Here is a 25,135-nt window from a genome sequence, read left to right as displayed (position 1 = left end):
CGTTATTTTTATTGAATCCATTTTTTTAAAGCATAATAATCAGGAAATTGTCGTAACGATTCCTCACAATGTTCACAAATACAGTGTACTGTCGTTACTCCAAGTTCATCTTTTTCGATAAATTCTTCTATTTCGCCAACTTCGAATAAATGAAGCTTGCGTATTGTTTCTTCTTCATTAAAAGGTAATGTACCTAATTCGGTATCGCAATATCTACAACGGTAACGAACAGTCATACTGGATCCTCCTTAACGAGCTTCGGTATATATTCCAAGTATAGACTGTTCGATTATCAATTATGCACTGTAATTTATTTCAACACTTTTTGCTTAATTAAATTCATTCATTACATCAATGAATTTTTTAGACAATGATGCCTCACAGGCTTGGACCACTTTTTCAATTGCTTGTTCAATAACAGGCTCTTCTTCCTTAGAAAACTTTGAAAGGACATAATCAGGGACTTTCATGCCAACCGGCGGTCTGCTAATACCGACACGAATGCGTTTAAATTCCTGCGTTCCAATATGCTGAATAAGCGATTTAATGCCGTTATGCCCTCCAGCACTTCCTTTTTGCCGAAGCCGAAGTTTACCTGTCTCCAAGTCTAAATCGTCGTAAATAACAATTATATCTTCAACATCTATATCAAAGTAATCCATGATTGGTCGAACACATTCACCAGATAAGTTCATGTACGTTAGCGGTTTCAACAACATTACTTTTCCTTCAGGTCGATGGACAACTGTATACATACCTTTAAACTTTGATTCACTTAATGTCACATTCCATTTTTCTGCTAACGCATCTATACACATAAATCCAATATTATGTCGAGTACGATCATAATTTTTGCCTGGATTACCTAAGCCTATTATTAGTTTCATGAAACCATTCCTTTTTATCCTAATTCGCTGCGCTTATTTTATCACATAATATAAAAAAAAGTGTTAAATAAAGACACTAAGTATGTAAACTTTCTATCATTCCTCTTACATTGTTTACGCTAATTACCCATACTATCATCAAATTCAACCTATCTGATCACAATAAGAAAAGGGTTGTCCAAGTCAGATACTTAGACAACCCAATGGTTTATGCTTGAGATTCAGGAGCTTCTGTAGCCTTCATATCTTGATTATCATTATCTCCTTGTCCTGCATCGCGAGCAGTTGCTGGTGAAGTGACTGTAAATACTGTTACGTCATCACCTTCAATAATATTGAAATGGAGCCTTTCTCTAAGATCACTTACAAAAAGTGTATCTCCAATCCCTAATTCCGATACATCCACTTCGATTTTCTCTGGAAGTTCAGCGGGCTTCACTTTTATTTTTAATGTACTTAGAATTTGGGTTAGTACTCCGCCTTCTTTCACACCAATCGCTTCTCCAACTGCATGGATTGGTACATCAACTTCAACTTCCTCATCCATGTTTACTGACAAAAAATCAACATGGAGTACTTGTCCTTTTAACGGGCATCTTTGCACTTCATTAATGAGTGCTTTTAGTTTTTTCCCTTCTACCTCAATATCGAAAATACTTGTACTTCCTCTTTTTTGAACTTCTTTTGCTACCTCTTTATAATCGATTGCAATTGGCGTATTTTCGATATTATAGCCATAAATGACAGCAGGTAATTTTCCTCCTTTTCTAAGTTGGGTAAGCTCTGAACGTACACCAGTCTTACGTACGGACGCTTGTAATACTGTGCTCACGATTTCAACCCCTCCATTAGAAAATTATGGACTACCTAATTTCTATTATAGTCCATTTTCTGAAAGTTTCCATAAATCACACACCTCAATAAAGAATGTGTTCTTTTTCATTCTGTCCAAATTGCTAAAATTTTAAAAAAAAATGTAGACAAAATCTTATCTGATTTTATCTACATTTTAATTCAAGCATTAATCAAATAATGTACTTACAGATTTGTTTTCATAGATGCGGGAAATTGCTTCCGCCATTAATGGTGCAACAGATAATTGAGTAATTTTTGAAATCATTTTTTCCTCTGGTAATTTAATTGTATTTGTAACAACTAATTCTTTAATAACAGAGTTTTGAATTCGTTCGATTGCTGGACCTGATAACACGGGATGTGAACAGCAAGCATATACTTCTTTTGCTCCGTTTTCTAGCAATGCATTCGCACCAATTGTAATCGTTCCAGCAGTATCAATAATATCATCAATTAAAATACAAATTTTTCCTTCAACGTTACCAACGATGTTCATTACTTCTGCCACATTTGGTTTTGGTCTACGTTTATCGATAATGGCAATCGGCGCTTTTAAGCGTTCAGCCATTTTTCGAGCTCTTGTCACTCCACCGTGGTCTGGAGAAACGACTACAACTTCATCTTCAGCAAAGTTTTTAGATTTAAAGTAATCGGATAATAGCGGAACGGCCATTAAATGGTCAATTAAAATATCAAAGAACCCTTGGATTTGAGGAGCGTGTAGATCCAACACAATTACACGTGTTGCACCAGCAGTTTCCAATAAATTCGCTACTAGTTTTGCAGTGATTGGTTCACGAGCTTTTGCTTTACGATCTTGTCGAGCATAACCATAATAAGGAATCACTACATTGACTGTGCGTGCAGATGCTCGTTTTACTGCATCGATCATAATTAAAAGTTCCATTAAATGTTCATTTACTGGATGAGAAGTTGATTGAACGATAAACACGTCACAACCGCGAATACTTTCTTCAATATTAATTTGAACTTCTCCATCACTAAAGTGTTTTACAGAACATTTTCCTAACTCAACACCCATTAGTTCTGCAATTTCTTGTGCTAGCGGATAATTTGAATTAAGCGAAAATATTTTTAATTTAGAATCAGCGTATGAATACGGCATGATGGCCTCCTAATTTATTTTAATTTTTTTGCGTAATCTATTTTATTTTCTTGTCGAGCACGTGCAATTGCTAATGAATCTTTCGGAACTTCTTTTGTAATTGTAGATCCAGCAGCAATGAATGATCCTGTTCTCAATGTCACAGGTGCTACTAAATTAGCATTGCATCCTACAAAGACATTATCCTCGATAATTGTTTTATGTTTATTTTTCCCATCATAGTTAACGGTAATGGAACCGCAACCTATATTAACATTTTTCCCAACTTCAGCGTCACCTATATAACTTAGATGCGATACTTTAGATTCATCTCCAATTTTGCTTTTCTTCACTTCCACAAAGTTACCAATCTTCACATGATTGCCTAACTCTGCTTCAGGTCTTAAATGAGCAAATGGTCCAACAGAAGTATCTTCCCCTATTACACTTTGTTGCACTACTGAATGTTTAACAACAGTACGATTACCAATTGTGCTATCATTAATTTGGCTATTCGGTCCGATTACACAATCTTCTCCAATCACTGTTTTCCCTTCAATTACAACACCAGGATAGATGATTGTATCTCGACCAATTTCAGCATCAATACTAATATGTGTCATGGAAGGGTTAATAATTGTTACTCCATTCGCCATATGTTTTTTATTGATGCGTTCACGCATAATTTCTTCAGCTTGGGATAAGGCAATTCGATCATTTACACCTAGCGTTTCATTGAAATCTTCACAAACGTAAGCGGTAACAATTTCGCCTTTCTGTTTTAAAATTTCAATGACATCTGGCAAATAATATTCTCCTTGTACATTATTATTATTCACTAATTTTAATGCTTCAAATAACGCCTTGTTATCAAAACAGTAAGTTCCAGTGTTGATTTCTTTCTCCAAACGTTGTTCTGGTGTCGCATCTTTGTGTTCTACTATTTGAGCCACTTGACCTTGATCATCACGAATTACTCGACCATATCCTGTAGGATCATCTGCAATTGCAGTAAGAATTGTTGCTTTTGCATTTTGAGCAACGTGATGTTCAAATAACGCCTTCATTGTTTCCGGGCGAATCAAAGGTGTATCTCCACAAACAACTAAGGTTACGCCCTCTAAATCACCTAATATTGATTCAGCCTGCATTACGGCATGGGCTGTTCCAAGTTGCTCTGACTGAAGTACGTATTCAGATTTTTCGCCAAGTTGTTCTTTTACTTTATCTGCACCATGACCTACAATTGTTACAATACGATTAACATCTAAAGTTAATATATTGTCAACAACATGTTCGACCATTGGCTTACCACATACGGGATGTAATACTTTGTATAATTTGGACTTCATGCGAGTTCCTTGGCCTGCAGCCAGCACGATCGCAAAAATGTCATTCATCCTAAGTCCCCCAATTTCAGCTCATGTTCTCTTATGACTATATAGTAATTTTGTTCGATTTTCAAGGCATTGAAAGGTTGTCAAGACATCTTATCTCCCTCTCTATTATATTTTTTTCACATCTGTTTTCATATATTTTTTTAGAAAGTTTATGAAAGTGTTCATTCATGCTAATCTTGTAAACATTAATTCCTTTACAAGCACATAAAAAAACGTCCCAAAAGTAAATAACTTACTTTTGAGACGCTTTTTTTTTATGCGTTTGCTTTTTCTAATTGAGATTCTTCGTTTTGAATTTCTACTTTTTCTTCACCGGCAGCATGATAAGCAGCTAACACAACGTCTTGAATTTTATTGCGTGTGTTAGAATTAATTGGATGCGCTATATCACGGAATTCACCATCCGGTGTTCTTTTGCTTGGCATAGCCACAAAAAGACCGTTATTCCCATCAATCACTCGAATATCATGAACAACAAACTCATCATCTAGTGTGATGGAAGCAATTGCACGCATACGTCCATCTGTTTGTACACGTTTTAGTCTTACGTCAGTAACTTCCATTCTTTCACTCCTCTCTTTCCTCTAGGATGCCTTTAAGTTTTTACAATTCTACAAAACTGAAAAAATTCCTTCTAACTTTTCGGAAAATTTTCAAATAATTTTTAAGTGTTTTATATTTTTGTAAATAGACGTTTTTCATAATAAATAATTGAAAAAAATAAAGCGATGAATTCACCCTTGAATTCATCGCTTATTATTTATTCAAATACCGCAATTACTTCGATTTCTACTTTCACATCTTTTGGTAGTCTAGCAACTTCTACTGCTGAGCGAGCCGGTTTATGATCGCCAAAATTCGCTTCATAAACTTCATTCATCGCAGCAAAATCGTTCATATCACTTAAGAATACAGTTGTTTTTACTACATTTTTTAATGACAATCCTGCAGCTTCAAGTACAGCTTTTAAATTTTTAAACACTTGGTTTGTTTGAGCAACAATATCTCCTTCAACTAATTCGCCTTCAGGAGTTAATGGGATTTGACCAGAACTAAAGAAAAATCCATTTGCAATTATTCCTTGGGAGTAAGGTCCAATCGCTTGAGGTGCATTTGTAGTAGATACTGATTTCATTATAATCTCTCCTTTGAAAAATAATTTCCTTCGCTTAATTGAATCGTTCTCTCTTTTTCATTGACCGAATGAAGTTTTACTAATGAATAATAATCATCTACTAAAGTTTCACCTGCATGTTCAGCTTCGACTAGAACAGCAATGCCTCCTAGAGTACAATCAAATTCCTCTAGCAAGTTTTTCATGCCATTCATCGTTCCGCCAACCTTCATAAAATCATCAGTAATCAAAACTCGTTGACCACTTTTCATACTACGCTTTGATAATACCATTGTTTGGATTCTTCTGGAAGAACCTGATACGTAGTTGATACTTACTGTTGAACCCTCTGTTACTTTACTATCCCTACGCACGACAACAACCGGCACATTTAAATGTCTAGCAATCGAATGAGCTATAGAAATTCCTTTCGTTGCAACTGTCATAATTGCATCGATTTGTTGGTCTTTAAAAATACTTGCAAACACTTTTCCTACACGATTCATCAATTCTGGATTTCCCAATAAATCGGTCATAAATAAATAACCACCAGGAAGTAAGCGATCTGATTTGCTTAATTCAGATATTAATATTTGTATGGTTTCTCGAACTTCATCATCCGATACAGTAGGAATATATTTAACTCCCCCACTCGCCCCAGGAACAGTGACTAATTCTCCAATACCTCTTTCTTCAAAAGTTCCTTTCACAATTGCTAAGTCTTCACTTATTGATGATTTAGCAGAATTATATAACTCAGCAAAATAGGTTAGTGGAATGAGTTGATGTGGATGCTCTAATAAATAATGTGTCATATCAACCAAGCGTTCACTACGCTTCCATTTCATGCAACCCTCTCCTAATACAAATTAAAATACGAATATTTTATAGAAAAAGTATCATAAATGTACGTATTTAGGCAAGAGAATTCCTTTCTCCTAACATTCGTACCGCATAAACTTCATCACAAAAGCCTTTGAGGCCGTTGTACACTCTATTTAATCTTGATTCGCTATCAACAAACCCAAAAACTGTTGGACCGCTTCCACTCATTAGTGCGGCATCTACACCGAATCGGATCATTTGATTTTTAATGACAGCTACTTCTGGATATAGAGAACATGTGACGGATTCAAGAACATTTCCTAAAGTCTTACACATTAAAGAATAATCTTTATTTTCCAAAGCAGTCATCATTTGCTTTGTGTTAGGATGTTCTATATTTTCTAAATTCAGACCTTCATAAATTTTTGCAGTCGATACTCCAATTCTAGGTTTTGCAAGTATTACCCAACAAGAGGGAGGAGCAGGCAATGGTTGAATTTTTTCTCCCCTACCCGTAGCTAAAGCTGTACCTCCATATACACAAAAGGGAACATCGGAGCCAATATTAGCTCCTAATTCTGCCAAAGTATCAATCGATAAATTTAAATTCCACAGTTGATTCAATCCTCGAAGCGTAGCAGCTGCATCACTGCTTCCTCCAGCCAGTCCAGCTGCAATAGGGATTTCTTTATGAATCGTAATGGTTGCTCCTTCGTGAACGTTATATGTATTTTTTAAAAGTATTGCTGCTTGATATGCAAGATTTCGATCATCTTCCGGTACGATGCTACTTGATGAATGAATGACAATTTTTCCATCGTTCCTTAATTCAAGCCCAATACGATCGGCTAAATCAACTGTTGTCATGACCATTTCTACTTCGTGATATTGATCGGGACGTTTATAAAGTACATCAAGTGTTAAATTTATTTTTGCAGGTGCTTTAATATAAAGCATTCTGATCCTCCTAACAGCTCCTAATACAGGGAAATTTCTTCCGTATATTGTACCATAATGATGGTATCACCATAGATGTTAAATATTAAACATAGAAGTATTAAATAATTTTTGAAAAATGAAAAAATGCCAACAGCCCTTTTAAGAGCCATTGGCCATGTCAACACTACTTATTGATCGCTATTTTGGTTTGCTTGCTGTGCTAAACTTTGTTCAGCCATTTCAATTGCTCGCTTCACCATATTACCTGCATCTCTGGCTCTAATTCCGCCCCAACCTTCTCGTTGGACTACATCATAGAAACCGAGCTCTTTTGCAATTTCCTCTTTAAGACGACTCGACATGATCCCGTTTCTTCGTGCCATAGAGATTTGCCTCCTTCAAATAAGTAGGTTGACATCCGTAGTATGTGCAGGTTCATAAAAAAATTGTAGACAAAGTCGATGTAAATATCGGCTTTGTCTACAATTTACAACAAGGCAGAAAATTATTTCACTGCAAGTGCTTGATTATTGTCATCTAAAAAAGTAATTTCCACAGCTTCAGTTAAAATATCAGTGTAACTATAAGAAACACGCTTACAAGCACTATCCTTTTGATCGAGTTCAACAACAAAAACAGCATTGTACGTTTCGCTTAAAATCCCATTGCACTCCATCGTTTTTTTCCGGCCACCATTTGCTTTTAATCGCAAAGGTTTCCCGATGTGTTCATCCAATGTTTTTTTAATCTCAGCTAATGTTTTTGGCATTTCCGCATACACCTCACTAAGTACTAGTATAGACTAGAAATGCCATTCTGTCAATAAATTATAATATTTTATCAGCAGACAAATATTTTTGTCAACTTATTTTTTTATAAAAAATTAAGTTTTCGTCATATTTTTTGTAATGTTTCCCACTAATTACCCAAAATGTGGTAATAAAGCGTCTGAAAGTTTCCCGAATTCTTCAATTGTCAATGTTTCGCCTCTTCTGGTAGGCTCAATGCCACATTGATTCAATGCATCCACAATCTGCTGTTTCTTTTCTTTTCCTGATGGAAGTCCAGACTGTAAATTATTTAAAATCGTTTTTCTCCGTTGAGCAAAAGAGGCTCTAGCTACAATAAATAAAAAGTCTTCATCGATTACTTGGATTGGCGGCATGTTGCGCATCGTTAGTCGAATTACTGCTGAATCTACATTTGGTTGCGGCATAAATACAGTCTTTGGAACCGTCATTACAACCTCTGCTGTCGCATAATATTGCACAGCAATTGATAACGAGCCGTAATTTTTTGTTCCTGGTTTTGCCGTTATACGGTCTGCCACTTCTTTTTGCATCATGACTACCAACCCTCGTATCGGTAAGCGGTCATGCAACAATTTCATCAATATTGGGGTTGTTACATAATACGGAAGATTTGCAACCACCATAATATCTTTGATTCCCTGCATCTCTTCTTCTATAACCTTTGCGACATCCGCTTTTAAAATATCTGAATGAATTACCTTTACATTTGAATAAGGGCTTAATGTATCTTCCAATACAGGTAATAGACGGCCGTCAATTTCAAATGCAACGACTTTCTTACAATTCCTTGCTAAATGCTCTGTTAATGCTCCAATGCCCGGTCCAATTTCAATTGCCCCGCTCTCTTCACTCAAGTTTGCGTAACTCACAATATTCCGAAGAATATTTGGATCAATAATAAAATTTTGTCCCAAACTTTTTTTAAAGGAGAATCCGTATTGATTTAATATTTCTTTTGTTCGTACTGGCGTTGCTATGTCTTTATACATTTTGTTCCTCCTGATCAATTTGCGCTATCGCTTGTGAAAATTGCTCAAAAGTGATTTGAAACATGATTAATCGCTTATGCAATTGTTTTCCATTTGTCAACCCAATATTTAGTATTTCGCCTAACCGAATTCTGCGATTCTTTGCTAGCGGATGGCCAATGAGGCGGGCACTCATTAAATCCCCAATGGTTATCTCTTCTTTTAAAGGCTTTTCTGTAATGGGTGTATATACATTTTTTAATGCTTGACGTATATCATCATCACTTGCATGTTCAATTCCAAGACCTTTTCCGTTTTTAGCTATACATTTTTCTTTTGAAAGAAAGGCATGTTTTACTCCTGGAATACGCTCCTCGATAATTGCTCGAATTCTTCTACCTGGATAATCAGGATCTGTGAATACAATAACTCCACGTTTTTCGTGAGCATGTTGAATGCGGAGTATTGTTTCTTCAGAAATAGCAGAACCATTAGTTTCAATCGTATCTGCTTTTACTGCTCTTTGAATAGCAATAGTATCATCTTTACCTTCGACAACGATGATTTCTTTAATTTCCAACTTTGTTCCTCTCTTCTACTTTTATCTTGGACAATTGTACAAAACATCAACCTTTTTCACAAGAAATGTTCGTTTAAGATTACTGCTCTTCTGCAATTTTAAAAAAAATAAGGCTTTCCCGTTTTTTAAAAACAGGAAAGCTCAATAAAATTTAGTCTAATACTTTAATTCGTACTTTTTTACGACCCCATTGAATAGCTTCTTGCTTTGATTGTACAAGTACGTCAATTTTATTTCCTTTAATCGCACCGCCAGTATCACCCGCAATAGCATATCCATATCCTTCAACCCAAACTTTTGAACCTAAAGGAATTACATTTGGGTCTACTGCAATTACTTTTAAGTTCGGATTGCCGCGCAAATTAATTCCTGCAGCGGATGTACCGGAACAACCATCACAGTATGGAGTGTATGCAGTAGCAGTTACATAAAATTCTTTCCCACTCGCGCTTGTTCCACGAGATACTTTAGCTGTTACTACTTTAGTTCCCACCGCTACCACTTTTGCTTTTGGTTTTTCGATAATTTGTTCATTCTTTAAAACCTTTTTCACTACTTTTCCATTTTCTTTCGTAATTTCATATGTTCTTGATACTTTTCCTTTTTTTCCTTGTGAAATTACTTTTTCTCTGCCTTTTAACAACGAAGAATCTGATCTTGTTTCTACTGGATAATTAATTTCTTCCTCCACTACATCGGTAACTTTTTCTACGCGAACAATCGTGACTTCGTCGTTTGGTTTTAGCTTATCACTTAATTTTTTTTCGACACGATCTAGTTCATTTAGTGTTATCTTTTGTTGCTTTAAAAAGTTAGCGACCGTAGTGGAAGTGGACCATACTTGCTTCATTTCAGTTCCATCTACAAGTGTTACCTGAAACGCTTTATTAATTTTAATTTGATTTTCATCACCTAAATCTTGATCCAAAGGAATAGAAACTTCATCGTATTCGGCTACTTGAATGTTTGCTTCACTCAAAATATTTTTGACTTTCGTTTCAGTTGTCCAAATTTCTTGTTCTTTTCCATCGATAATGATTGTTACTTGCTTTGCTTGAATCCACTCAATCTCCATGCCCGATGTAATTTTTGTATCAAGTGAATAAGATAATTTATCATGCATCGATATTTCAATATTTTCATCTTTCAATAATTCTTCAACAGTTTTTGCATGAGTTAATATTTTCATTTCTTCACCATTTGCATGTATTGTCACAGGCTTTTTTGTTCCTTGATACAAAACAAAGGAGATAACTGCCACAAACAATACCATAAACAAAATGGTGACCACTGATTGTTTATACTTGATCCCAAACAAAATTTTCCTTATGGGATTACTTGACATTTAAAAACGCCTCCTTAACACTCGTTGGATTATACGGGCAACTTCTAATTATGTCAACTAAAAAATTTTTTAGTTTAGTATTTTAGTAACTTTAAACCCTATTAATCTGCAGTATTGGAGGCTTTTTTAAAATTTATACATTTAGCTTAAAAATTTTGATTGCATTTTCAGTCGTTGCCTTCGCAACTTCTTCAACCGACATCTCTTTTAACCGAGCAATTTCTTCTGCAACTAACGGCACAAAAGAAGGTTCATTTCTTTTTCCTCGATATGGATGTGGTGCTAAATAAGGTGCATCTGTTTCGATTAATAGATGCTCCAATGCAATTTCTTTCGCCACCATTTTCGGTAAGCGGGCATTTTTAAATGTAACAGGCCCACCTAAACTAATCATAAAATTCATTTTGATGCATTCCAGTGCCGTTTCGACGCTTCCACTAAAACAATGCATGATGCCACCGACCGTTTGAGCGTTTTCTTCCTTCAAAATTCTTACAACATCCCCCGTTGCATCACGATTGTGAATAATGATTGGAAGATTAACTTTTTGCGCCAAACGAATTTGTTGTCGAAATAGTTCTTGCTGTACTTCTTTCGGTGATTTATCCCAATAATAATCCAATCCCGTTTCGCCAATGCCAACGACTTTAGGGTGATGGGTCAACTCTTCAATCCATGCTAAATCTTTTTCTGTGCAATCGATTGCGTCTACTGGATGCCAACCAATTACTGCATATATAAATTCATATTCCTCTATGAGTTTTATTGCTCGCTCGATCGTTATTCGATCAAAGCCAACAACAATCATTTTTTCTACTTTTGCAGCTCGTGCTCTATCAATTACTTCTTGTAAATCTTCTTGAAATTGATCTGCATTTAAATGAACATGTGTGTCAATAAACATTTTGATTACACCTACCGTCTATTTTATTGCTATCGAACATTACTAACTTAACAAAAAGATTACAATTCGATTACAAGAACCCAATCTTATGACATTTACCTTATTCCTTCGTAATAAATATAGTCTATTCATACTAAAAGGTTTTCATTTAATTCCAATTAACCACCAAAATCGTTATGTTAATATAATTAATTAAATGAGTTTTGAACAAAAATGCCTGTTGAATCATTTCATCAACAGGCTAATCACATTATTTTACTTTCGCACCATTTTCCAAAGCAGAATCTACTGTCGCAATTTTTAACACACCATCATGAGAACCAGCTAAAATCATACCTTGAGACAACTCGCCACGAAGCTTAACTGGTTTTAAATTGGCCACAACAATTACTTTTTGACCAATTAATTCTTCAGGTTTATAATGCTCAGCAATTCCTGAAACTACTTGACGTTGTTCATAGCCTAAATCCACTTGAAGTTTAAGTAGTTTATCGGTTTTCGGAACTGGCTCACATGCTGTAACAGTACCTACTCTTAAATCGAGTTTTAGGAAATCTTCAATTGTGATTTCAGGCACTTCAGGAGCTTCTATTGGCTTTTTCGTTTCTTCCTCTTGAGGTGTTTTTACAGAAGCTCGCATCTGCTCACGAATATATTCTATTTCTACTTCAGCGTCCAATCTTGGGAAAATTGGTACTCCTTTTTCTACCACTTTTGTATTTTCTGGTATAACATTTCCGAACTCTTCAATCGTTTCCCAAGCCAATAATTTTTCATCTAAACCAAGTTGTTCCATTATGCGTTTTGGCGTTTGTGTCATAAACGGTTGTAACATTACTGCAATATGACGTAAACTTTCGGCCAAATTATACATTACTTGACCTAATTTGCCATGGTTTTCGTCATTTTTTGCCAACACCCAAGGCTCTGTTTCATCAATGTATTTATTTGTTCTTGAAACAAATGACCACAATTCTGCTAATACAACACTAAACTGCATTTTATCCATGTTGGCTACATATGCAGCTTTTGTTTCTTTTGCGTGAGTTTTTAATGATGCATCAAATTCTGTTTCTTCTAAACCTTTTGTTGGTATGATTCCATCAAAATATTTATTAATCATTGAAACCGTACGATTCAATAAATTACCTAAATCATTTGCTAAATCATAGTTTGTCCGCTCTACAAATGATTCTGGAGAAAATACACCGTCTGCCCCAAATGGTAATTCGCGAAGTAAGAAGTAACGCGTTGCATCCAATCCGTAACGATCAATTAACATTTCCGGATAAACAACATTCCCCTTCGATTTCGACATTTTTCCATCTTTCATCATGATGAAACCGTGAGCAAATACTTTTTTCGGAAGCGGTAATCCCAATGCCATTAGGAAGATCGGCCAATAAATAGTATGGAAACGAACAATATCTTTTCCTACGACATGAACATCAGCAGGCCAATACTTATTGAATAATTCTTCATTATCTGAACCATATCCAAGAGCAGTAATGTAGTTTGTTAGCGCATCTACCCATACATAAATGACATGTTTTGGATCTCCTGGTACTTTAATTCCCCAATCAAAGGAAGTTCTTGAAACAGAAAGATCCTCTAATCCCGGTTTAATGAAGTTATTAATCATCTCATTTTTACGTGATTCCGGTTCAATAAACTCTAGGTTTTCTTCATAATATTGAAGCAGGCGATCAGCATATTTTTGCATATTAAAGAAATAGGATTCTTCTTTCAACTTTTGAACAGGGCGTCCACAATCTGGACAATTGCCTTCAATTAGCTGAGTTTCTGTAAAGAAAGATTCGCAAGGAGTACAATACCAACCTTCATATTCTCCTTTATAAATATCTCCGTTGTCTAAAAACTTTTTAAAGATTTTCTCAACACTTTTTACATGACGTTCTTGTGTGGTTTGGATAAAATCATCATAAGAGATATCCATTTTCTTCCACAATTCTTTTGCTGCTTTAGCAATTTCATTCACATATTCTTGCGGATGTTTTCCAACTTCTTGGGCTTTTTGTTGAATTTTTTGTCCATGCTCATCCATTCCTGTTAAGAAACGAACATCATATCCGCGCAATCTTTTATATCGTGCCATAGCATCAGATGCCACAGTTGTATATGCTGTACCAATATGAAATTTTCCGCTTGGATAATATATTGGTGTTGTTATATAAAACGTTTTCTTCTCACTCACCTAAACTGCCTCCATTGTCAACTATATATAGTATTTATTGTAACGATTAACTATTTCTGTTTCAACGCTAACATATTATACTAAAGTTTTGACGAATTTTTCTAATTCAATCAATCAAAAAATTAATGGAACATTTTGTCTAAATACTACGTTTTATAATAATATTCTTTAACGAATAATACTTTTTTAATAAAAAAAAATGAATTTTTATAAATTCTTTTATTAAATCTCAAAACTTCAATGCTAATTTATTGACGTTTATTCCTTTTATTGGTATTATTCTAGACAGACAAAGAATAAATGTCGAATTTTGGCGAATACGAGATTTATTCTAAAATTATGACTCATTTATAGGAGGAAAACATTGTCATGAAATCTACAGGTATTGTTCGTAAGGTTGATGAGTTAGGTCGTGTAGTGATTCCAATTGAGCTTCGACGCACACTTGGCATCAATGAAAAAGATGCACTAGAAATATACGTAGACGATGATAAAATCATCCTCAAAAAATACATGCCTAACATGACTTGCGCTATTACTGGAGAAGTTTCAGATCAAAATTTCCGCTTAGCTGGAGGAAAATTAATTTTAAGTCCAGAAGGTGCCGAAATTTTACTGAAAGAAATTCAACAACAGTTAAACAAATAAGTTGAATATGAGGACGTGTCTGATAAGGCAAATCGCTCCTCATACGACACTAGTGCATTTTTATCTATCAGAGGAACATAACTTCGATTTTCGAAGAGGGTTGGGGCTGTCCAGAAAGTCGAACACTTTCTGAACAGCCTTACTTCTTATAGTAATATTCTCTTAAAAACTTTGCTCCTGCGGTGATCACACCAAACGCGCCTCCTCGTCGCAATTTATCTGTGGCTAAGCATGTGCGACAGCCGCAATTTATCTGCGGCGAAAGCACTAGCGACAGCCGCAATTTATCTGCGGCGAAAGCACTAGCGACAGCCGCAATTTATCTACGGCGAAAGCACTAGCGACAGCCGCAATTTATCTGCGGCTAAGCATGTGCGACAGCCGCAAAGGGGGCGTCTTGAAATGACTTTTCAGACGCCCTCCTTCTTTTTCATAAATGATATTGCTGATAAACCTCCCTTTTTGGAAGACCTCTTAATTTAGCCACTTCTTTAATTGCCTCTTTTGAAGAAAGTTGTTTTTCTCTCATTAGTAAATCTACGTGTTCTTGGATCGTCATGTTTGTCCAATAAGCATCTTCATTGTTTTCTTCCACTTCATTTTGCGATCCTTCAATTACGATACAAAATTCCCCTCTCACTTCATTCTCTTCTGTCCATTGAATTGCTTCTTCTACAGTACCTCGTAAAAACTCTTCAAATTTTTTTGTTAACTCTCGTGCTAAAACAATTTTCCGATTGCCTAACTCCGCTGCTAAATCTTTTAATGTATCTTTTAGACGATGGGGTGCTTCATAAAAGATTAATGTTTCTTTTCGATTTTTGAGATTAGATAACTGTTTTTTTCGTTCTTTTTTGTTGCGATTTAAAAAACCGAAAAAGTAAAATGGTTGAGGCGTTAAGCCAGATGCAATTAAAGCTGACATGGCTGCATTGGCACCTGGTATAGGAACTACTGCAAAATCTTCCTCAATCGCTTTTTGAGCAATATCAGCACCGGGGTCAGATATGCAAGGCATCCCCGCATCACTTACTAATGCTACTGATTTCCCATCTCTTAACCACTGCAATATTTTTTCTCCTGCTTGTTCTTGATTATGTTCATGATAGCTAACTAACGGTGTCGTAATGTCGTAATAATGACAAAGTTTTTTCGTATTTCTTGTGTCTTCTGCCGCAATGATGTCCACTTCTTTTAAAATGCGCAATGCCCTGATTGTAATGTCTTCTAAATTTCCAATGGGCGTTGCAACTAAATATAAACAACTGCTTTGTTCATACATGCTACTTTTTTGAGATTTCATTTTTTACATCTCCCAATATATTTCAATTTTTCGCTACGTTTTAATTGTTTAAAGGCGTATTCAGCTCTCATTGCTTGCTCTTTTGTTTCATAAATTTCATAATATATGCATTTTACCGGCCGCTTTCCTCTCGTATATTTTGCTCCTTTGCCCGCATTATGCTGATTCACTCTTCGTTCTAAATCATTCGTATATCCCGCATAAAAAGATGAATCGGCACATTCCAAGACGTAAAAATAATGTTTATCCTTTTCCACCATATAAGATTTCACTCATTTCAGCTGTATACTGATTGTTGTCATCATAAACATACAGAGGAGGCAAAATTTTCAAATCCGGCTTGCCATCTTTGATTCCCTCAATCAACAACATATTTGCTTCTTTCCCCATTTTCGGATAGATAAAGCGAATTCGTTTCGGTTCTAAACGATGTTTCCGCATAGAAGTAATCATATCAAGTAATCTCCCCGGTCTATGTACAAAGGCTGCTTTTCCACCTTGTTTCAACAACCTGCTTGCCGCATGAATTGCCTCATCCAATGTAAGCAATACTTCATGGCGGGCAATCGTATAGTGCTCGTTTAAGTTTTTATCGCTTGATTCAATATCTAAAAAATACGGTGGATTACATGTCACAGCATCATATTTTTCAATGCCGAGTAGCGGAGGAATGTCCTTTACATCACCATGAACCATTTGAAGTTGATTTTCTAATCTATTGTATTGAATACTTCTTACTGCCATATCATACAGCCGCTCTTGAATTTCCACTCCAATAATCTTTGCTTTTGTGCGAGTGCTTAAAAATAAAGGAATAACACCATTTCCTGAGCACAAATCGACAATTTGCCCCTTTGAAATAGGAATGTTAACAAACTTCGCTAATAAAACGGCATCTAAAGAAAAAGAGAAAACGGAAGGACTTTGAATAATTCGTAAATCCTCTGCTAATAAATAATCTAACCGTTCATCATCCTTTAACCAATCTTCCACACATACACACTCCTCATGAAAATAAAAGACTGTACCCAATTCGGGTATCAGCCTTTACATTAAACATTTTTATTAAAAAACGATAGACAAAACAAGCAGTCTTCACCCTTGCGGGAACTTCCGAAATGTACATTGCATACGTGAAACCCTTCTTGATATAGTCGAGCTAAATTATCATATCCTTCCCCAATATCTAAATAGCTTTTCTTTTCACCTTGTTCAGAAGTTCCTTCTGCTGCTTTCGAAAGTTCTTCTAGTCGTCTTCTTAAATGAAAGTTTTCTGTTTGAAGTGACTGATGTTCTTCTACCATATGTGCAACAAATTTTTTTAACTCGTTAAACTGCTGTTGTAACGTTTCTAGTTGCTGTTCAAATTCCATTATAGAATCCAAAAAATTACGGTCCCTCAACCAAGCCACCCCATTAGTTTTAATCTATATCAGATTCTTTTCACACTCGAGTATTTCCTCCAGCGTATATTCAACGGTGCGTTCAAGCTCTTCTAAATACACTTGAATGACTCTTTCTAGCACATTAATCCCAACGACTGTTCCAATCCCATCAGGAGTAATAGTTGTCTCGCCAATATCAGGCATTCCATCTTTCGCTGTTTCGTAATCGTCATTTTCATATTTTAAACAGCACATAAGACGACCACATAATCCTGAAATTTTTGTCGGATTTAATGATAAATTTTGATCTTTCGCCATTTTAATTGAGACCGGATCAAAATCTCCTAGAAATGTTGAACAGCAGAGCATTCGACCACAAGGACCAATACCTCCAAGAAGCTTAGCTTCATCCCTTACACCGATTTGGCGAAGTTCGATACGAGTTCGGAAAATCGCCGCTAAATCTTTCACTAATTCACGGAAATCGACTCTTCCCTCTGCTGTAAAATAAAAAATCACTTTATTTCGATCGAATGTATATTCAACATCAACAAGTTTCATCTCCAGTTGATGTTCAGCAATTTTTACATTCGCTATATCAAAAGCTCGTCTTGCTTCAGCTTTGTTTTCTTCCACTTGGATTTTATCTCGCTCTGTAGCAGGACGTAAAACTTGCTTTAAAGGCAAAACAACATCATTTTCACCAACTTGTCTCATTGGAACAACAATTTTTCCATATTCGACACCTCGTGCTGTCTCAACAATGACATATTGGTCTTTTTCAAGTTGATATTCTCCAGGGTCGAAATAATATATTTTACCCGCCCGTTTAAAGCGGACACCTACCACATTATACAAAGGAATACCCCTCCTGCAATTTCAGCATAAGCTGTTCCATTAAAAGCGTGCGATTCATATTACGACCTACATTTTGTCTTGCTTGTAATATTGCTTGCATTTGATTCGACAATTGTTCAAAAGTAGAAGATAATGCAATTTCCTTCCATGTATCTACCATATCTGGATAGGTACAAGAACTTTCAGGGTTTGCCTTTATAGCTACAATATCACGATAAGCTAACAGAAGTAAATCAAGACTGAGTTCAAAATCACTTTTATCTTTTACATTTGGAAGCCATTCATCATATACAATTAGCATGGCTTCATTGACATTTTTTCTAACAGTCTCAACTAATTTTAACACTGTTTTTCTCGCTAGTGCAAACTGCTCATCTTGGGCTAAAGCAAGGCCTTTTTCTACGCTATTGGTCACTTGGCTGACTGTGGAAGCCATGGAAAAGGTTAATCCATGCTCCTGCAATTGTTGAATTAAAAATTCTTTTGGAATATTTGAAAACTTAATGTGCTGACAGCGGGATTGAATGGTCGGAAGTATCGATTGATATTGCTCTGTTAAAAGGATTGCAGTTACTTGTCCATCCGGTTCTTCTAAAAATTTTAATAATGTATTACTTGCAGCATTATTCATTTTATCTGCATGATGAACTACATAAATTTTTCTGCCTTCTTCCATACCTGTTTTTGTCATATTTGATATTAAATCACGAATTTGTTCAACTTTAATAAATTGACCATCAGGTTCTATTTGCAAAACATTGGGATGATTGCCTGATTCTATGCGTTTACAATTTCTGCATGTTTCACATGGAACATTTTTCGACGGACTTTGACATAACATTAATTTAACAAAAAACTTCATTACTTCTTTTTTGCCTGTTCCTCTTTCGCCTTCAAAAATATAAGCATGTGCAATACGTCCCTTTTCAAAAATCATTTGTAATTGTTTTATGACGATTGGTTGCAGCTTCATTAGCTCATCCACTGTATCAAGCATTTCTTTTCACCTTTTCTTTAATCAGGATGTCTTCCTTCATTTTCTTTAGAAAAAATCCCGTGTCTATCACCATGGTAAAAGACACGGGTTTTACATATATAAATTAATTAACAAACCTTTTATTTCGCCAATTTTATCAAGCAAATCAATCGTTTCTTTTTCTTCATCTAATAAATCTTGAGCTAGTTCAACTAAACGTTCATCAATTTTCTTAATAATTTTAAGTCTTCTACCTTCACCAAATCGATTCCAAGTGTGAGACTGTTTTAGTTCAAGGCCATATTCAACAGCTTCTTGTAAAAATCGCCTCACAAGCATCTTAAATCTCGCTAAATCTCGCAAGTTTCTTGACCTTGCTACTCGATCACCTGCAGCGGAAATATCTCCTAGCAATCGAGTTAATTGCTCACTTTGCAGTTTCTGTCCTTGCTTCACAACCAATTCTCCAAAGCGTTGATTTGCCTCATTTGGTTGCTTCATTTCATGTATATTTGTTTTGATTCCAACTCGTAAATCTTGATTAATTTTCACTTCATTCAGCCCTCGCTCACTTTTTCATGGGATTTGGCAAAGTATAAGCTGTTAAAAGTGGTGATATTCTTCGATTGGTAAAACAAATACCGTTGCACCACCAACTTCCACCTCAACCGGATACGGAATATAGGTATCTGCATTTCCTCCAAGAGGTGAAACAGGAGTGACCATTTGTTCCCTTGCCCGACAATTATCTCGAATAATGTCTAATACCTTGGAAACATCTTGATCGTCTACACCAATTAGAAAAGTAGTGTTCCCTGAGCGCAAGAATCCTCCTGTACTCGCTAACTTAGTCGCACGAAAATTTTGCTTCATTAAGGCATTAGACAGTCGGTTACTATCTTGGTCTTGAATGACCGCAATTACTAATTTCATACGCATTCACTCCTAACTTGCGTGTTTTTATTATACCATACATTACATGTTCCCTTCATTTCCTTGTTCTTATGACAAGAATAAATAAATAACTTTTTAGCAGTTAAGAATATTTATGATTAAAATATGGAAATTTATATTATTTTATTGAAGATTCCTTTTTATCATTACAAAATACCTTTATTAACAAAGTAAATCCAATTCTCTATTACTCTTACCCAAAAAAGTTTATTCTACACAAAGGGCTATATCCCCATCATCCTTATGCAGTTATTTTACGCAAAATAAAAGGAATGCGTTCTTTTCATTAGAATGCATTCCTTTTGGCTGTATGAAATTGGTTTTGAAAAACATTAGAGAACTCGAAATCATTAACTTTTGTCTTTTAAGAATGGTAATACAATATTTATTACCTCTTCTAGTACTACTTCAATTTCATTTTCTGCATTAATGGCCTTTATTCTTTCTGGAAACTGTTTAAGTAGTTTCAAATAACCTTCTCTTACTTTTGAATGAAATTCCAATGATTCTAAATCTAATCGGTTGACTTCTCGTTCACCATCTTTTTGTATTCTTGAAAGTCCAATTGTTGGTGATACATCTAAATATAACGTTAAATCAGGGAAAAAATTACCGATAGCAAATTGATTGATTGTATATACTTCTTCTATCCCCAATCCTCTTGCATATCCCTGATAAGTAAGGCTACTATCAATGTAGCGGTCGCATAATACAATCGTTCCTTTTTCCAACTCAGGTATGATTTTCTCAACTAAGTGCTGCCTTCTTGCGGCAGCATATAAAAGCGCCTCTGTCTTTGCATCCATATTTACATTCTTTTTGTCTAAAATTACATTTCGAATTTGTTCTGCTATATCAATTCCGCCAGGCTCTCTCGTACAAACTACGGAATATCCCTGTTGAATTAAATATTCTGCCAATCGTTTAAGGATTGTACTCTTACCTGAGCCTTCTCCACCTTCAAAACTGATTAAATAACCCACAAGTCTGTTCCTCCATCCAGTTTACTCTCTGTTTATTTATAGACGCATATCAGTTTTTCTTCAAGTTGATGATTCCCTTGGAAAGATGATCCGACCGCTAATAGTTCTTCCAATTGACTGAGCTTCGATACAGTAATTTTTTCTCCAGGAATGAGTAAAGGGATACCTGGTGGATATGGTATCACCATACTTGCTGAAATTCTACCTATTGCTCGCATATAGGGAATCCACTCCGTATCTTTTTCCTCTAATTCACAAAATGAATATTCAGGAATGGATATTTTATTCACTTCTTTAAATGCTGTTGCAAATTCGATAGGTACTTCTTCAACGCTTTGTAAAGACTCAACTGCTTCCTTAATACGCATTCTCGTTTCTGCAAAAGGATAACTTTGTCCTTGTTTTAATAAAGGCAATATGAATAATACCTGATGTAAATCTGCTAATTCTGAATATACTCCTTGCTTTTCTAACGCATCCTTCAGTTGAAAACCGCTATAGCCTCGCACCCTTAATAACACTTTTAAAGGATCGTCCATTTCAATGACTTGTAACGATTGAATTGAACGCAATGCTTCAATCCAATGCTTTTTCTTGTCCAATAAATAATTTGCATCGCTTTCTAAATATGTTTGAACATAATGTCTTGCATCATCTAATGAAGCCAATAATATATAGGATGGACTGCTTGATTGCAACATTCGTAAGTAACGGTTAACCTGCTCTGCTTCAACAATATTAGACTTGATATGTAAAAAAGATGCCATTGTCATGGCTGGTAACGTTTTATGAGCCGATTGAACAACAATATCTGCTCCTAAATCTAATGCAGACTCCGGAAATTGTTTACTTGCTGTTAAATGAGCTCCATGGGCTTCGTCGACTAATACCGGAATCTTCATCTGATGACATAGATCAATTTGTTGTTTTAATTCATTTGATACCGCTCCATAGTAGGTTGGAGAAGTTAAAATTACAGCCTTTACATCTCGATGTATTCGTAGTGCCTCTTTTAAAGTAGTTAACGAAACGTGAGTTGCTGTTCTAGTTTCATCGTCCCATTCAGGCGAGACATAAATCGGTTTAGCACCAATTAATTGCAGAGCATGAAAAATAGATTTATGTGCATTTCTTTGTACTATGATTTTTTCGTTTCTTTTACAAGTTGCATAAATCATCGCCAAATTGCCCACTGTTGAACCATTCACTAGAAAAAAACTGCGATCTGCACCGTATGTTTGGGCTAATAATCTTTCGGCTTCATATATAACTTCTTTTGGATGATGGAAGTCATCAAGTCCTGTTAGTTCTGTTACATCGAAGGGTAACATGCCTTGTATTGGTTGCGGCAATCCTGATATCAATCCATTTTTATGGCCCGGAACGTGAAAGGATGTTGGTTGTTTTTCCACAAAATTCTTCAATGTTTCAATTAACGGCCGTCCTATTCTCATCATCTCACCCCGCTAAATACTCTTCCTTTATTATAGTCTTAATAGGGAGAAAACTCATCTTGTTATTACCTATAAAATAGTTAGAAAGATTTTATTACCACTTTACAGTGGTATTATTGAAAAGCCACATCCATTCTCACAAGGGGACCCCTTAACTACCATCGGCGCTAACTCCGAAGCACGTTGACCGGCGAATTTCTGCGTCAGCTTCGGTTCTTTGTCAAATGGTGTTGGTGAATAAATGTTAGTGACATTATTTGGTAATATGTAATCGGATGGCTTAGGGGAAATTCGAGGTTCCCCTAAGCTGTTTTTATTTTCACTAAGTTTTGGGTAATGAATATTCGGTTTCTAAAGTGATAGAAGGATCGATAACCGAAAGAAATGCGTTTAATCACTTTGATTTTGTTATGAATCCCCTCTAAAATGCCGTTGCTATAATCATATTTCAACGTATTCTCCACGTAATTGATGTATTTGTTGATTGTCTTGATGGCGGTTTTCATATAGCTGGAAACGATATTTTGTTTATTCTCTAATGTTTTCTTTAGGAGCTCAAAGTCTTTAGTTTTGATGCAATGGCGAACGTATTGGTATAACTCATAGGACGCTTTTAATTCAGAATCTAAATCAATGAGATAGTGGAGAATCTCCACCTCACACATATGCTTTTTAAAGCAACGATGATATTTATAGTTCTTATAATCAAGTTTTGTTTGATCTTTCAGAAGGAGCTTCCAGTATTTTTTCAATTTATTGTAATTCTTTTTATCCCGATTCATGACGTTGATGCGCGTTTTGTTTAAAGCTCTGCTAAATAGTTGGAGGATATGGAATTTGTCGAGTACGATTTCCGCTTTAGGGAAAACTTCTTGGATTAAGGAAATATAAGGGCTGTACATATCGATGACAATCGTTTTTACCGCATCTCTCGCCTTCTTGGAATACCGTAAGAAATACTCTTTGAGGACATGTAATCTCCGGTCCTCCACGATATCCACCATCTCCCCCGTTTCAGAGTCGCAGAAAATAAAGGACATCGTTCCAGCTGCGGATTTCACTGATTTAAACTCGTCAAAACACAGGTGCTTAGGAAGATAGTGAACATTTGGTTGATAGTAGCTATAAAAGCTGTCAATGACACGACTGACAGTGGCAAGAGAAACATTATGTTTCATCGCAATATCTTTTTCGGATATTTGATCTTTGGCGTTTAAAGCAATCGATACTTTGGTATTGTTGGAAATACAACAGTTTTTAGCCACGACGCTCGTTTTTAAAGTAAACGTGGAATGACAATGTTTACAGAAATAACGCTGTTTACGCAATTTTAAGTAGGTATGAAAACCTGAAATGCTAGGCATTTTAATGAGAGACGTTTTAAAACCGTGTTTAATGATTTGATCATCAAAGACATGTCCACAAGTATAACAAGCTTTTGGTTGATACGTTAACGTCCCATGAAAGACTTTCGCTTTTACTTTTTTGATCGTTTCGGTAGAACAAAAATTTTCATCAAATGTGATATTTTTGTCTTTAATATTTAATAAATTACGTATAGAATAATGATGAGACATGTGACATCACTCCTTGTAAATGTGGTTTTGGTCGATTACATTTTACCAGAGTTTTGTCACTGTCTCATTTTTTTGTTCAAATCGAGTAGGAGGGAGCGATTAACTCCCGTCCTCTCACACCACCGTACGTACGGTTCCGTATACGGCGGTTCAATTAAGATGATTGACGCAAGTCTTTATAACTTCCGTGAATAGCTGTTCTCTTTATGCCAGTGGTCACTCCACCCTCCAAGAGGTCTCCCACGGGATTCACCGCTTCCTTCCTCAAGTGAGGTACTACGTTTTCTGTGTTCATCATGACTCACTGAATGCCAAGGGCTATTCTCTCTTAATTGTTCGGTCCTTCTTAGTTGTTCTAGACCAACTAATACTATGACCTCTGCTGACTTCTGACGGTTCAGCTACTTATCACTAAGTAGGTTATGAAGCGTACTTCACCTATCCGCCAGACCTCCCCGGGTAAGTACATGCACTTTCACACCATCTATCCGCCTCATTTACTCGATATGACCTTCGACAGAAAGAGCTTTGTTTTGTTTCGCAAACTCACTCAATCATACCTAGCCTTATATGAGGTTCGTGTTCCTCGGACCGGTGTTTTGCCTCCAGCTTCCTTCAGATTCCGCGTCACCACGGACACCCTTGCTCTTGGCTAACCTCTACTTCTGTCTTCGGGGTTCGGGACTTACACCCTATAGTTCATGTACATGCCGGGCGCACAAAAATTGGTGCTGGTTTTTACTCACCAACACCAAATATTATAGAGCCTGAACTTCTTGGTCCCCGTGCTTCTCGTCTCCTCCAAATAATTGTTTTGCTTACGTTTTAAATGCCACTTCTCTATCGCGCCGATCGGACTTTCAGTCCTTGGTAGTAAGGGGCTTCAATTTTTGCAATAAAAAAAGCACCACTGTTGTGGTGCCTTTTTGCGAAGCGACGTCCTACTCTCACAAGGGGAAGCCCCTTACTACCATCGGCGCTGAAGAGCTTAACTTCCGTGTTCGGTATGGGAACGGGTGTGACCTCTTCGCCATCGTCACTTCACTAT

The 25,135-nt window shown here is 36.0% G+C and carries 28 protein-coding genes and 1 rRNA gene; 1 reads left to right on the top strand and 28 read right to left on the bottom strand.

What is annotated here, in order from left to right; genetic code table 11:
- Positions 1 to 8: 8 nt before the first annotated feature.
- The 16 genes from NSU17_RS08230 to metG all read right to left on the bottom strand — a co-directional run bounded on the left by NSU17_RS08230 (position 9) and on the right by metG (position 13,949).
- Entirely contained in the window at positions 9 to 236 is a 228-nt protein-coding gene (locus NSU17_RS08230) for an anti-sigma-F factor Fin (protein WP_016838845.1), read from the bottom strand.
- A 93-nt stretch (positions 237 to 329) separates the two neighbouring features.
- The gene (pth, locus tag NSU17_RS08225) at positions 330 to 887 is read right to left on the bottom strand and encodes an aminoacyl-tRNA hydrolase (protein ID WP_340704760.1); all 558 of its coding nucleotides are present in this window, start codon (positions 885 to 887) and stop codon (positions 330 to 332) included.
- A gap of 208 nt (positions 888 to 1,095) precedes the next feature.
- The gene (locus NSU17_RS08220; RefSeq protein ID WP_340704759.1) at positions 1,096 to 1,719 is read right to left on the bottom strand and encodes a 50S ribosomal protein L25/general stress protein Ctc; all 624 of its coding nucleotides are present in this window, start codon (positions 1,717 to 1,719) and stop codon (positions 1,096 to 1,098) included.
- 189 nt (positions 1,720 to 1,908) lie between these two features.
- On the bottom strand, positions 1,909 to 2,868 hold the full coding sequence (locus NSU17_RS08215) for a ribose-phosphate diphosphokinase (RefSeq protein ID WP_016838848.1): 960 nt from the start codon (positions 2,866 to 2,868) through the stop codon (positions 1,909 to 1,911).
- Between the two features lie 14 nt (positions 2,869 to 2,882).
- Complete coding sequence (glmU, locus tag NSU17_RS08210; RefSeq protein ID WP_340704758.1) at positions 2,883 to 4,247, bottom strand: bifunctional UDP-N-acetylglucosamine diphosphorylase/glucosamine-1-phosphate N-acetyltransferase GlmU; 1,365 nt, start codon at positions 4,245 to 4,247, stop codon at positions 2,883 to 2,885.
- A 254-nt stretch (positions 4,248 to 4,501) separates the two neighbouring features.
- On the bottom strand, positions 4,502 to 4,810 hold the full coding sequence (gene spoVG, locus NSU17_RS08205; protein ID WP_016838850.1) for a septation regulator SpoVG: 309 nt from the start codon (positions 4,808 to 4,810) through the stop codon (positions 4,502 to 4,504).
- Between the two features lie 197 nt (positions 4,811 to 5,007).
- A complete protein-coding gene (locus NSU17_RS08200; RefSeq protein ID WP_016838851.1) occupies positions 5,008 to 5,382 on the bottom strand; it encodes a RidA family protein in 375 nt (124 codons plus the stop codon).
- On the bottom strand, positions 5,382 to 6,209 hold the full coding sequence (gene purR / locus NSU17_RS08195; RefSeq protein ID WP_016838852.1) for a pur operon repressor: 828 nt from the start codon (positions 6,207 to 6,209) through the stop codon (positions 5,382 to 5,384). Before purR ends, NSU17_RS08200 begins: the two co-directional genes overlap by 1 nt.
- 67 nt (positions 6,210 to 6,276) lie before the next feature.
- Positions 6,277 to 7,143 (bottom strand): 4-(cytidine 5'-diphospho)-2-C-methyl-D-erythritol kinase, encoded by an 867-nt coding sequence (gene ispE, locus NSU17_RS08190; RefSeq protein ID WP_096549928.1) that lies wholly within the window; start codon positions 7,141 to 7,143, stop codon positions 6,277 to 6,279.
- Positions 7,144 to 7,313: 170 nt separating this feature from the next.
- On the bottom strand, positions 7,314 to 7,508 hold the full coding sequence (locus tag NSU17_RS08185) for a small, acid-soluble spore protein, alpha/beta type (RefSeq protein ID WP_096549929.1): 195 nt from the start codon (positions 7,506 to 7,508) through the stop codon (positions 7,314 to 7,316).
- A gap of 122 nt (positions 7,509 to 7,630) precedes the next feature.
- Positions 7,631 to 7,894 (bottom strand): biofilm formation stimulator Veg, encoded by a 264-nt coding sequence (gene veg / locus NSU17_RS08180; protein ID WP_016838855.1) that lies wholly within the window; start codon positions 7,892 to 7,894, stop codon positions 7,631 to 7,633.
- A gap of 153 nt (positions 7,895 to 8,047) precedes the next feature.
- Positions 8,048 to 8,926: a 16S rRNA (adenine(1518)-N(6)/adenine(1519)-N(6))-dimethyltransferase RsmA gene (gene rsmA / locus NSU17_RS08175; protein WP_339289495.1), complete on the bottom strand. Its 879-nt coding sequence runs from the start codon at positions 8,924 to 8,926 to the stop codon at positions 8,048 to 8,050.
- The gene (rnmV, locus tag NSU17_RS08170; RefSeq protein ID WP_340432590.1) at positions 8,919 to 9,485 is read right to left on the bottom strand and encodes a ribonuclease M5; all 567 of its coding nucleotides are present in this window, start codon (positions 9,483 to 9,485) and stop codon (positions 8,919 to 8,921) included. The genes rsmA and rnmV overlap by 8 nt, the downstream gene beginning before the upstream one ends.
- Before the next feature lie 151 nt (positions 9,486 to 9,636).
- Positions 9,637 to 10,830 (bottom strand): ubiquitin-like domain-containing protein, encoded by a 1,194-nt coding sequence (locus NSU17_RS08165; protein WP_340432593.1) that lies wholly within the window; start codon positions 10,828 to 10,830, stop codon positions 9,637 to 9,639.
- A gap of 133 nt (positions 10,831 to 10,963) precedes the next feature.
- A complete protein-coding gene (locus NSU17_RS08160) occupies positions 10,964 to 11,734 on the bottom strand; it encodes a TatD family hydrolase (RefSeq protein ID WP_016838862.1) in 771 nt (256 codons plus the stop codon).
- Between the two features lie 250 nt (positions 11,735 to 11,984).
- On the bottom strand, positions 11,985 to 13,949 hold the full coding sequence (gene metG / locus NSU17_RS08155) for a methionine--tRNA ligase (RefSeq protein ID WP_340704757.1): 1,965 nt from the start codon (positions 13,947 to 13,949) through the stop codon (positions 11,985 to 11,987).
- Positions 13,950 to 14,318: 369 nt separating this feature from the next.
- On the opposite strand from metG, the gene NSU17_RS08150 reads away from it, so the two are divergent.
- On the top strand, positions 14,319 to 14,597 hold the full coding sequence (locus tag NSU17_RS08150; protein WP_016838867.1) for an AbrB/MazE/SpoVT family DNA-binding domain-containing protein: 279 nt from the start codon (positions 14,319 to 14,321) through the stop codon (positions 14,595 to 14,597).
- Positions 14,598 to 15,027: 430 nt separating this feature from the next.
- Here NSU17_RS08150 and rsmI read toward each other — a convergent pair whose 3' ends face one another.
- The 12 genes from rsmI to rrf form a co-directional block, all read right to left on the bottom strand.
- Entirely contained in the window at positions 15,028 to 15,900 is an 873-nt protein-coding gene (gene rsmI / locus NSU17_RS08145) for a 16S rRNA (cytidine(1402)-2'-O)-methyltransferase (RefSeq protein ID WP_016838870.1), read from the bottom strand.
- Entirely contained in the window at positions 15,897 to 16,160 is a 264-nt protein-coding gene (locus NSU17_RS08140; protein WP_016838871.1) for a GIY-YIG nuclease family protein, read from the bottom strand. Before NSU17_RS08140 ends, rsmI begins: the two co-directional genes overlap by 4 nt.
- On the bottom strand, positions 16,144 to 16,893 hold the full coding sequence (locus NSU17_RS08135) for a tRNA1(Val) (adenine(37)-N6)-methyltransferase (protein WP_096549933.1): 750 nt from the start codon (positions 16,891 to 16,893) through the stop codon (positions 16,144 to 16,146). Before NSU17_RS08135 ends, NSU17_RS08140 begins: the two co-directional genes overlap by 17 nt.
- Before the next feature lie 59 nt (positions 16,894 to 16,952).
- The gene (yabA, locus tag NSU17_RS08130) at positions 16,953 to 17,303 is read right to left on the bottom strand and encodes a DNA replication initiation control protein YabA (RefSeq protein WP_096549934.1); all 351 of its coding nucleotides are present in this window, start codon (positions 17,301 to 17,303) and stop codon (positions 16,953 to 16,955) included.
- A 24-nt stretch (positions 17,304 to 17,327) separates the two neighbouring features.
- Positions 17,328 to 18,143 (bottom strand): PSP1 domain-containing protein, encoded by an 816-nt coding sequence (locus NSU17_RS08125; RefSeq protein ID WP_016838874.1) that lies wholly within the window; start codon positions 18,141 to 18,143, stop codon positions 17,328 to 17,330.
- The gene (holB, locus tag NSU17_RS08120) at positions 18,136 to 19,140 is read right to left on the bottom strand and encodes a DNA polymerase III subunit delta' (protein ID WP_340432599.1); all 1,005 of its coding nucleotides are present in this window, start codon (positions 19,138 to 19,140) and stop codon (positions 18,136 to 18,138) included. The genes NSU17_RS08125 and holB overlap by 8 nt, the downstream gene beginning before the upstream one ends.
- 90 nt (positions 19,141 to 19,230) lie before the next feature.
- Positions 19,231 to 19,671: a YaaR family protein gene (locus tag NSU17_RS08115; protein ID WP_168412545.1), complete on the bottom strand. Its 441-nt coding sequence runs from the start codon at positions 19,669 to 19,671 to the stop codon at positions 19,231 to 19,233.
- Positions 19,672 to 19,722: 51 nt separating this feature from the next.
- A complete protein-coding gene (locus NSU17_RS08110; RefSeq protein ID WP_168412555.1) occupies positions 19,723 to 20,052 on the bottom strand; it encodes a cyclic-di-AMP receptor in 330 nt (109 codons plus the stop codon).
- A 371-nt stretch (positions 20,053 to 20,423) separates the two neighbouring features.
- Positions 20,424 to 21,056, bottom strand: coding sequence for a dTMP kinase (gene tmk / locus NSU17_RS08105; RefSeq protein WP_340704756.1), 633 nt, complete (start codon positions 21,054 to 21,056; stop codon positions 20,424 to 20,426).
- A gap of 32 nt (positions 21,057 to 21,088) precedes the next feature.
- Positions 21,089 to 22,510 (bottom strand): aminotransferase class I/II-fold pyridoxal phosphate-dependent enzyme, encoded by a 1,422-nt coding sequence (locus tag NSU17_RS08100; RefSeq protein ID WP_340704755.1) that lies wholly within the window; start codon positions 22,508 to 22,510, stop codon positions 21,089 to 21,091.
- 302 nt (positions 22,511 to 22,812) lie between these two features.
- Positions 22,813 to 24,087 carry an ISL3 family transposase gene (locus tag NSU17_RS08095; protein ID WP_340704754.1) on the bottom strand — a complete coding sequence of 425 codons (1,275 nt, stop codon included), beginning with the start codon at positions 24,085 to 24,087 and terminating at the stop codon, positions 22,813 to 22,815.
- Positions 24,088 to 25,015: 928 nt separating this feature from the next.
- A 5S ribosomal RNA gene (rrf, locus tag NSU17_RS08090) occupies positions 25,016 to 25,131 on the bottom strand.
- Positions 25,132 to 25,135: the final 4 nt, after the last annotated feature.

It is taken from the genome of Ureibacillus sp. FSL K6-2830 (assembly GCF_038004145.1).
Classification (GTDB): Bacteria; Bacillota; Bacilli; order Bacillales_A; family Planococcaceae; genus Ureibacillus; species Ureibacillus thermosphaericus.
This window is presented reverse-complemented; position numbering and strand designations above follow the sequence as displayed.

What these genes read in the sequence shown, in the direction of transcription:
- NSU17_RS08110 (WP_168412555.1), bottom strand. Translation starts at nt 20,052, where the DNA reads ATGAAATTAGTAATTGCGGTCATTCAAGACCAAGATAGTAACCGACTG.
- purR (WP_016838852.1), bottom strand. Translation starts at nt 6,209, where the DNA reads ATGAAATGGAAGCGTAGTGAACGCTTGGTTGATATGACACATTATTTA.
- holB (WP_340432599.1), bottom strand. Translation starts at nt 19,140, where the DNA reads ATGCTTGATACAGTGGATGAGCTAATGAAGCTGCAACCAATCGTCATA.
- NSU17_RS08160 (WP_016838862.1), bottom strand. Translation starts at nt 11,734, where the DNA reads ATGTTTATTGACACACATGTTCATTTAAATGCAGATCAATTTCAAGAA.
- spoVG (WP_016838850.1), bottom strand. Translation starts at nt 4,810, where the DNA reads ATGGAAGTTACTGACGTAAGACTAAAACGTGTACAAACAGATGGACGT.
- rsmI (WP_016838870.1), bottom strand. Translation starts at nt 15,900, where the DNA reads ATGAAATCTCAAAAAAGTAGCATGTATGAACAAAGCAGTTGTTTATAT.
- NSU17_RS08215 (WP_016838848.1), bottom strand. Translation starts at nt 2,868, where the DNA reads ATGCCGTATTCATACGCTGATTCTAAATTAAAAATATTTTCGCTTAAT.
- NSU17_RS08150 (WP_016838867.1), top strand. Translation starts at nt 14,319, where the DNA reads ATGAAATCTACAGGTATTGTTCGTAAGGTTGATGAGTTAGGTCGTGTA.
- NSU17_RS08100 (WP_340704755.1), bottom strand. Translation starts at nt 22,510, where the DNA reads ATGAGAATAGGACGGCCGTTAATTGAAACATTGAAGAATTTTGTGGAA.
- veg (WP_016838855.1), bottom strand. Translation starts at nt 7,894, where the DNA reads ATGCCAAAAACATTAGCTGAGATTAAAAAAACATTGGATGAACACATC.
- NSU17_RS08185 (WP_096549929.1), bottom strand. Translation starts at nt 7,508, where the DNA reads ATGGCACGAAGAAACGGGATCATGTCGAGTCGTCTTAAAGAGGAAATT.
- NSU17_RS08165 (WP_340432593.1), bottom strand. Translation starts at nt 10,830, where the DNA reads ATGTCAAGTAATCCCATAAGGAAAATTTTGTTTGGGATCAAGTATAAA.
- ispE (WP_096549928.1), bottom strand. Translation starts at nt 7,143, where the DNA reads ATGCTTTATATTAAAGCACCTGCAAAAATAAATTTAACACTTGATGTA.
- NSU17_RS08140 (WP_016838871.1), bottom strand. Translation starts at nt 16,160, where the DNA reads ATGGTGGAAAAGGATAAACATTATTTTTACGTCTTGGAATGTGCCGAT.
- NSU17_RS08095 (WP_340704754.1), bottom strand. Translation starts at nt 24,087, where the DNA reads ATGTCTCATCATTATTCTATACGTAATTTATTAAATATTAAAGACAAA.
- NSU17_RS08230 (WP_016838845.1), bottom strand. Translation starts at nt 236, where the DNA reads ATGACTGTTCGTTACCGTTGTAGATATTGCGATACCGAATTAGGTACA.
- NSU17_RS08200 (WP_016838851.1), bottom strand. Translation starts at nt 5,382, where the DNA reads ATGAAATCAGTATCTACTACAAATGCACCTCAAGCGATTGGACCTTAC.
- pth (WP_340704760.1), bottom strand. Translation starts at nt 887, where the DNA reads ATGAAACTAATAATAGGCTTAGGTAATCCAGGCAAAAATTATGATCGT.
- glmU (WP_340704758.1), bottom strand. Translation starts at nt 4,247, where the DNA reads ATGAATGACATTTTTGCGATCGTGCTGGCTGCAGGCCAAGGAACTCGC.
- rsmA (WP_339289495.1), bottom strand. Translation starts at nt 8,926, where the DNA reads ATGTATAAAGACATAGCAACGCCAGTACGAACAAAAGAAATATTAAAT.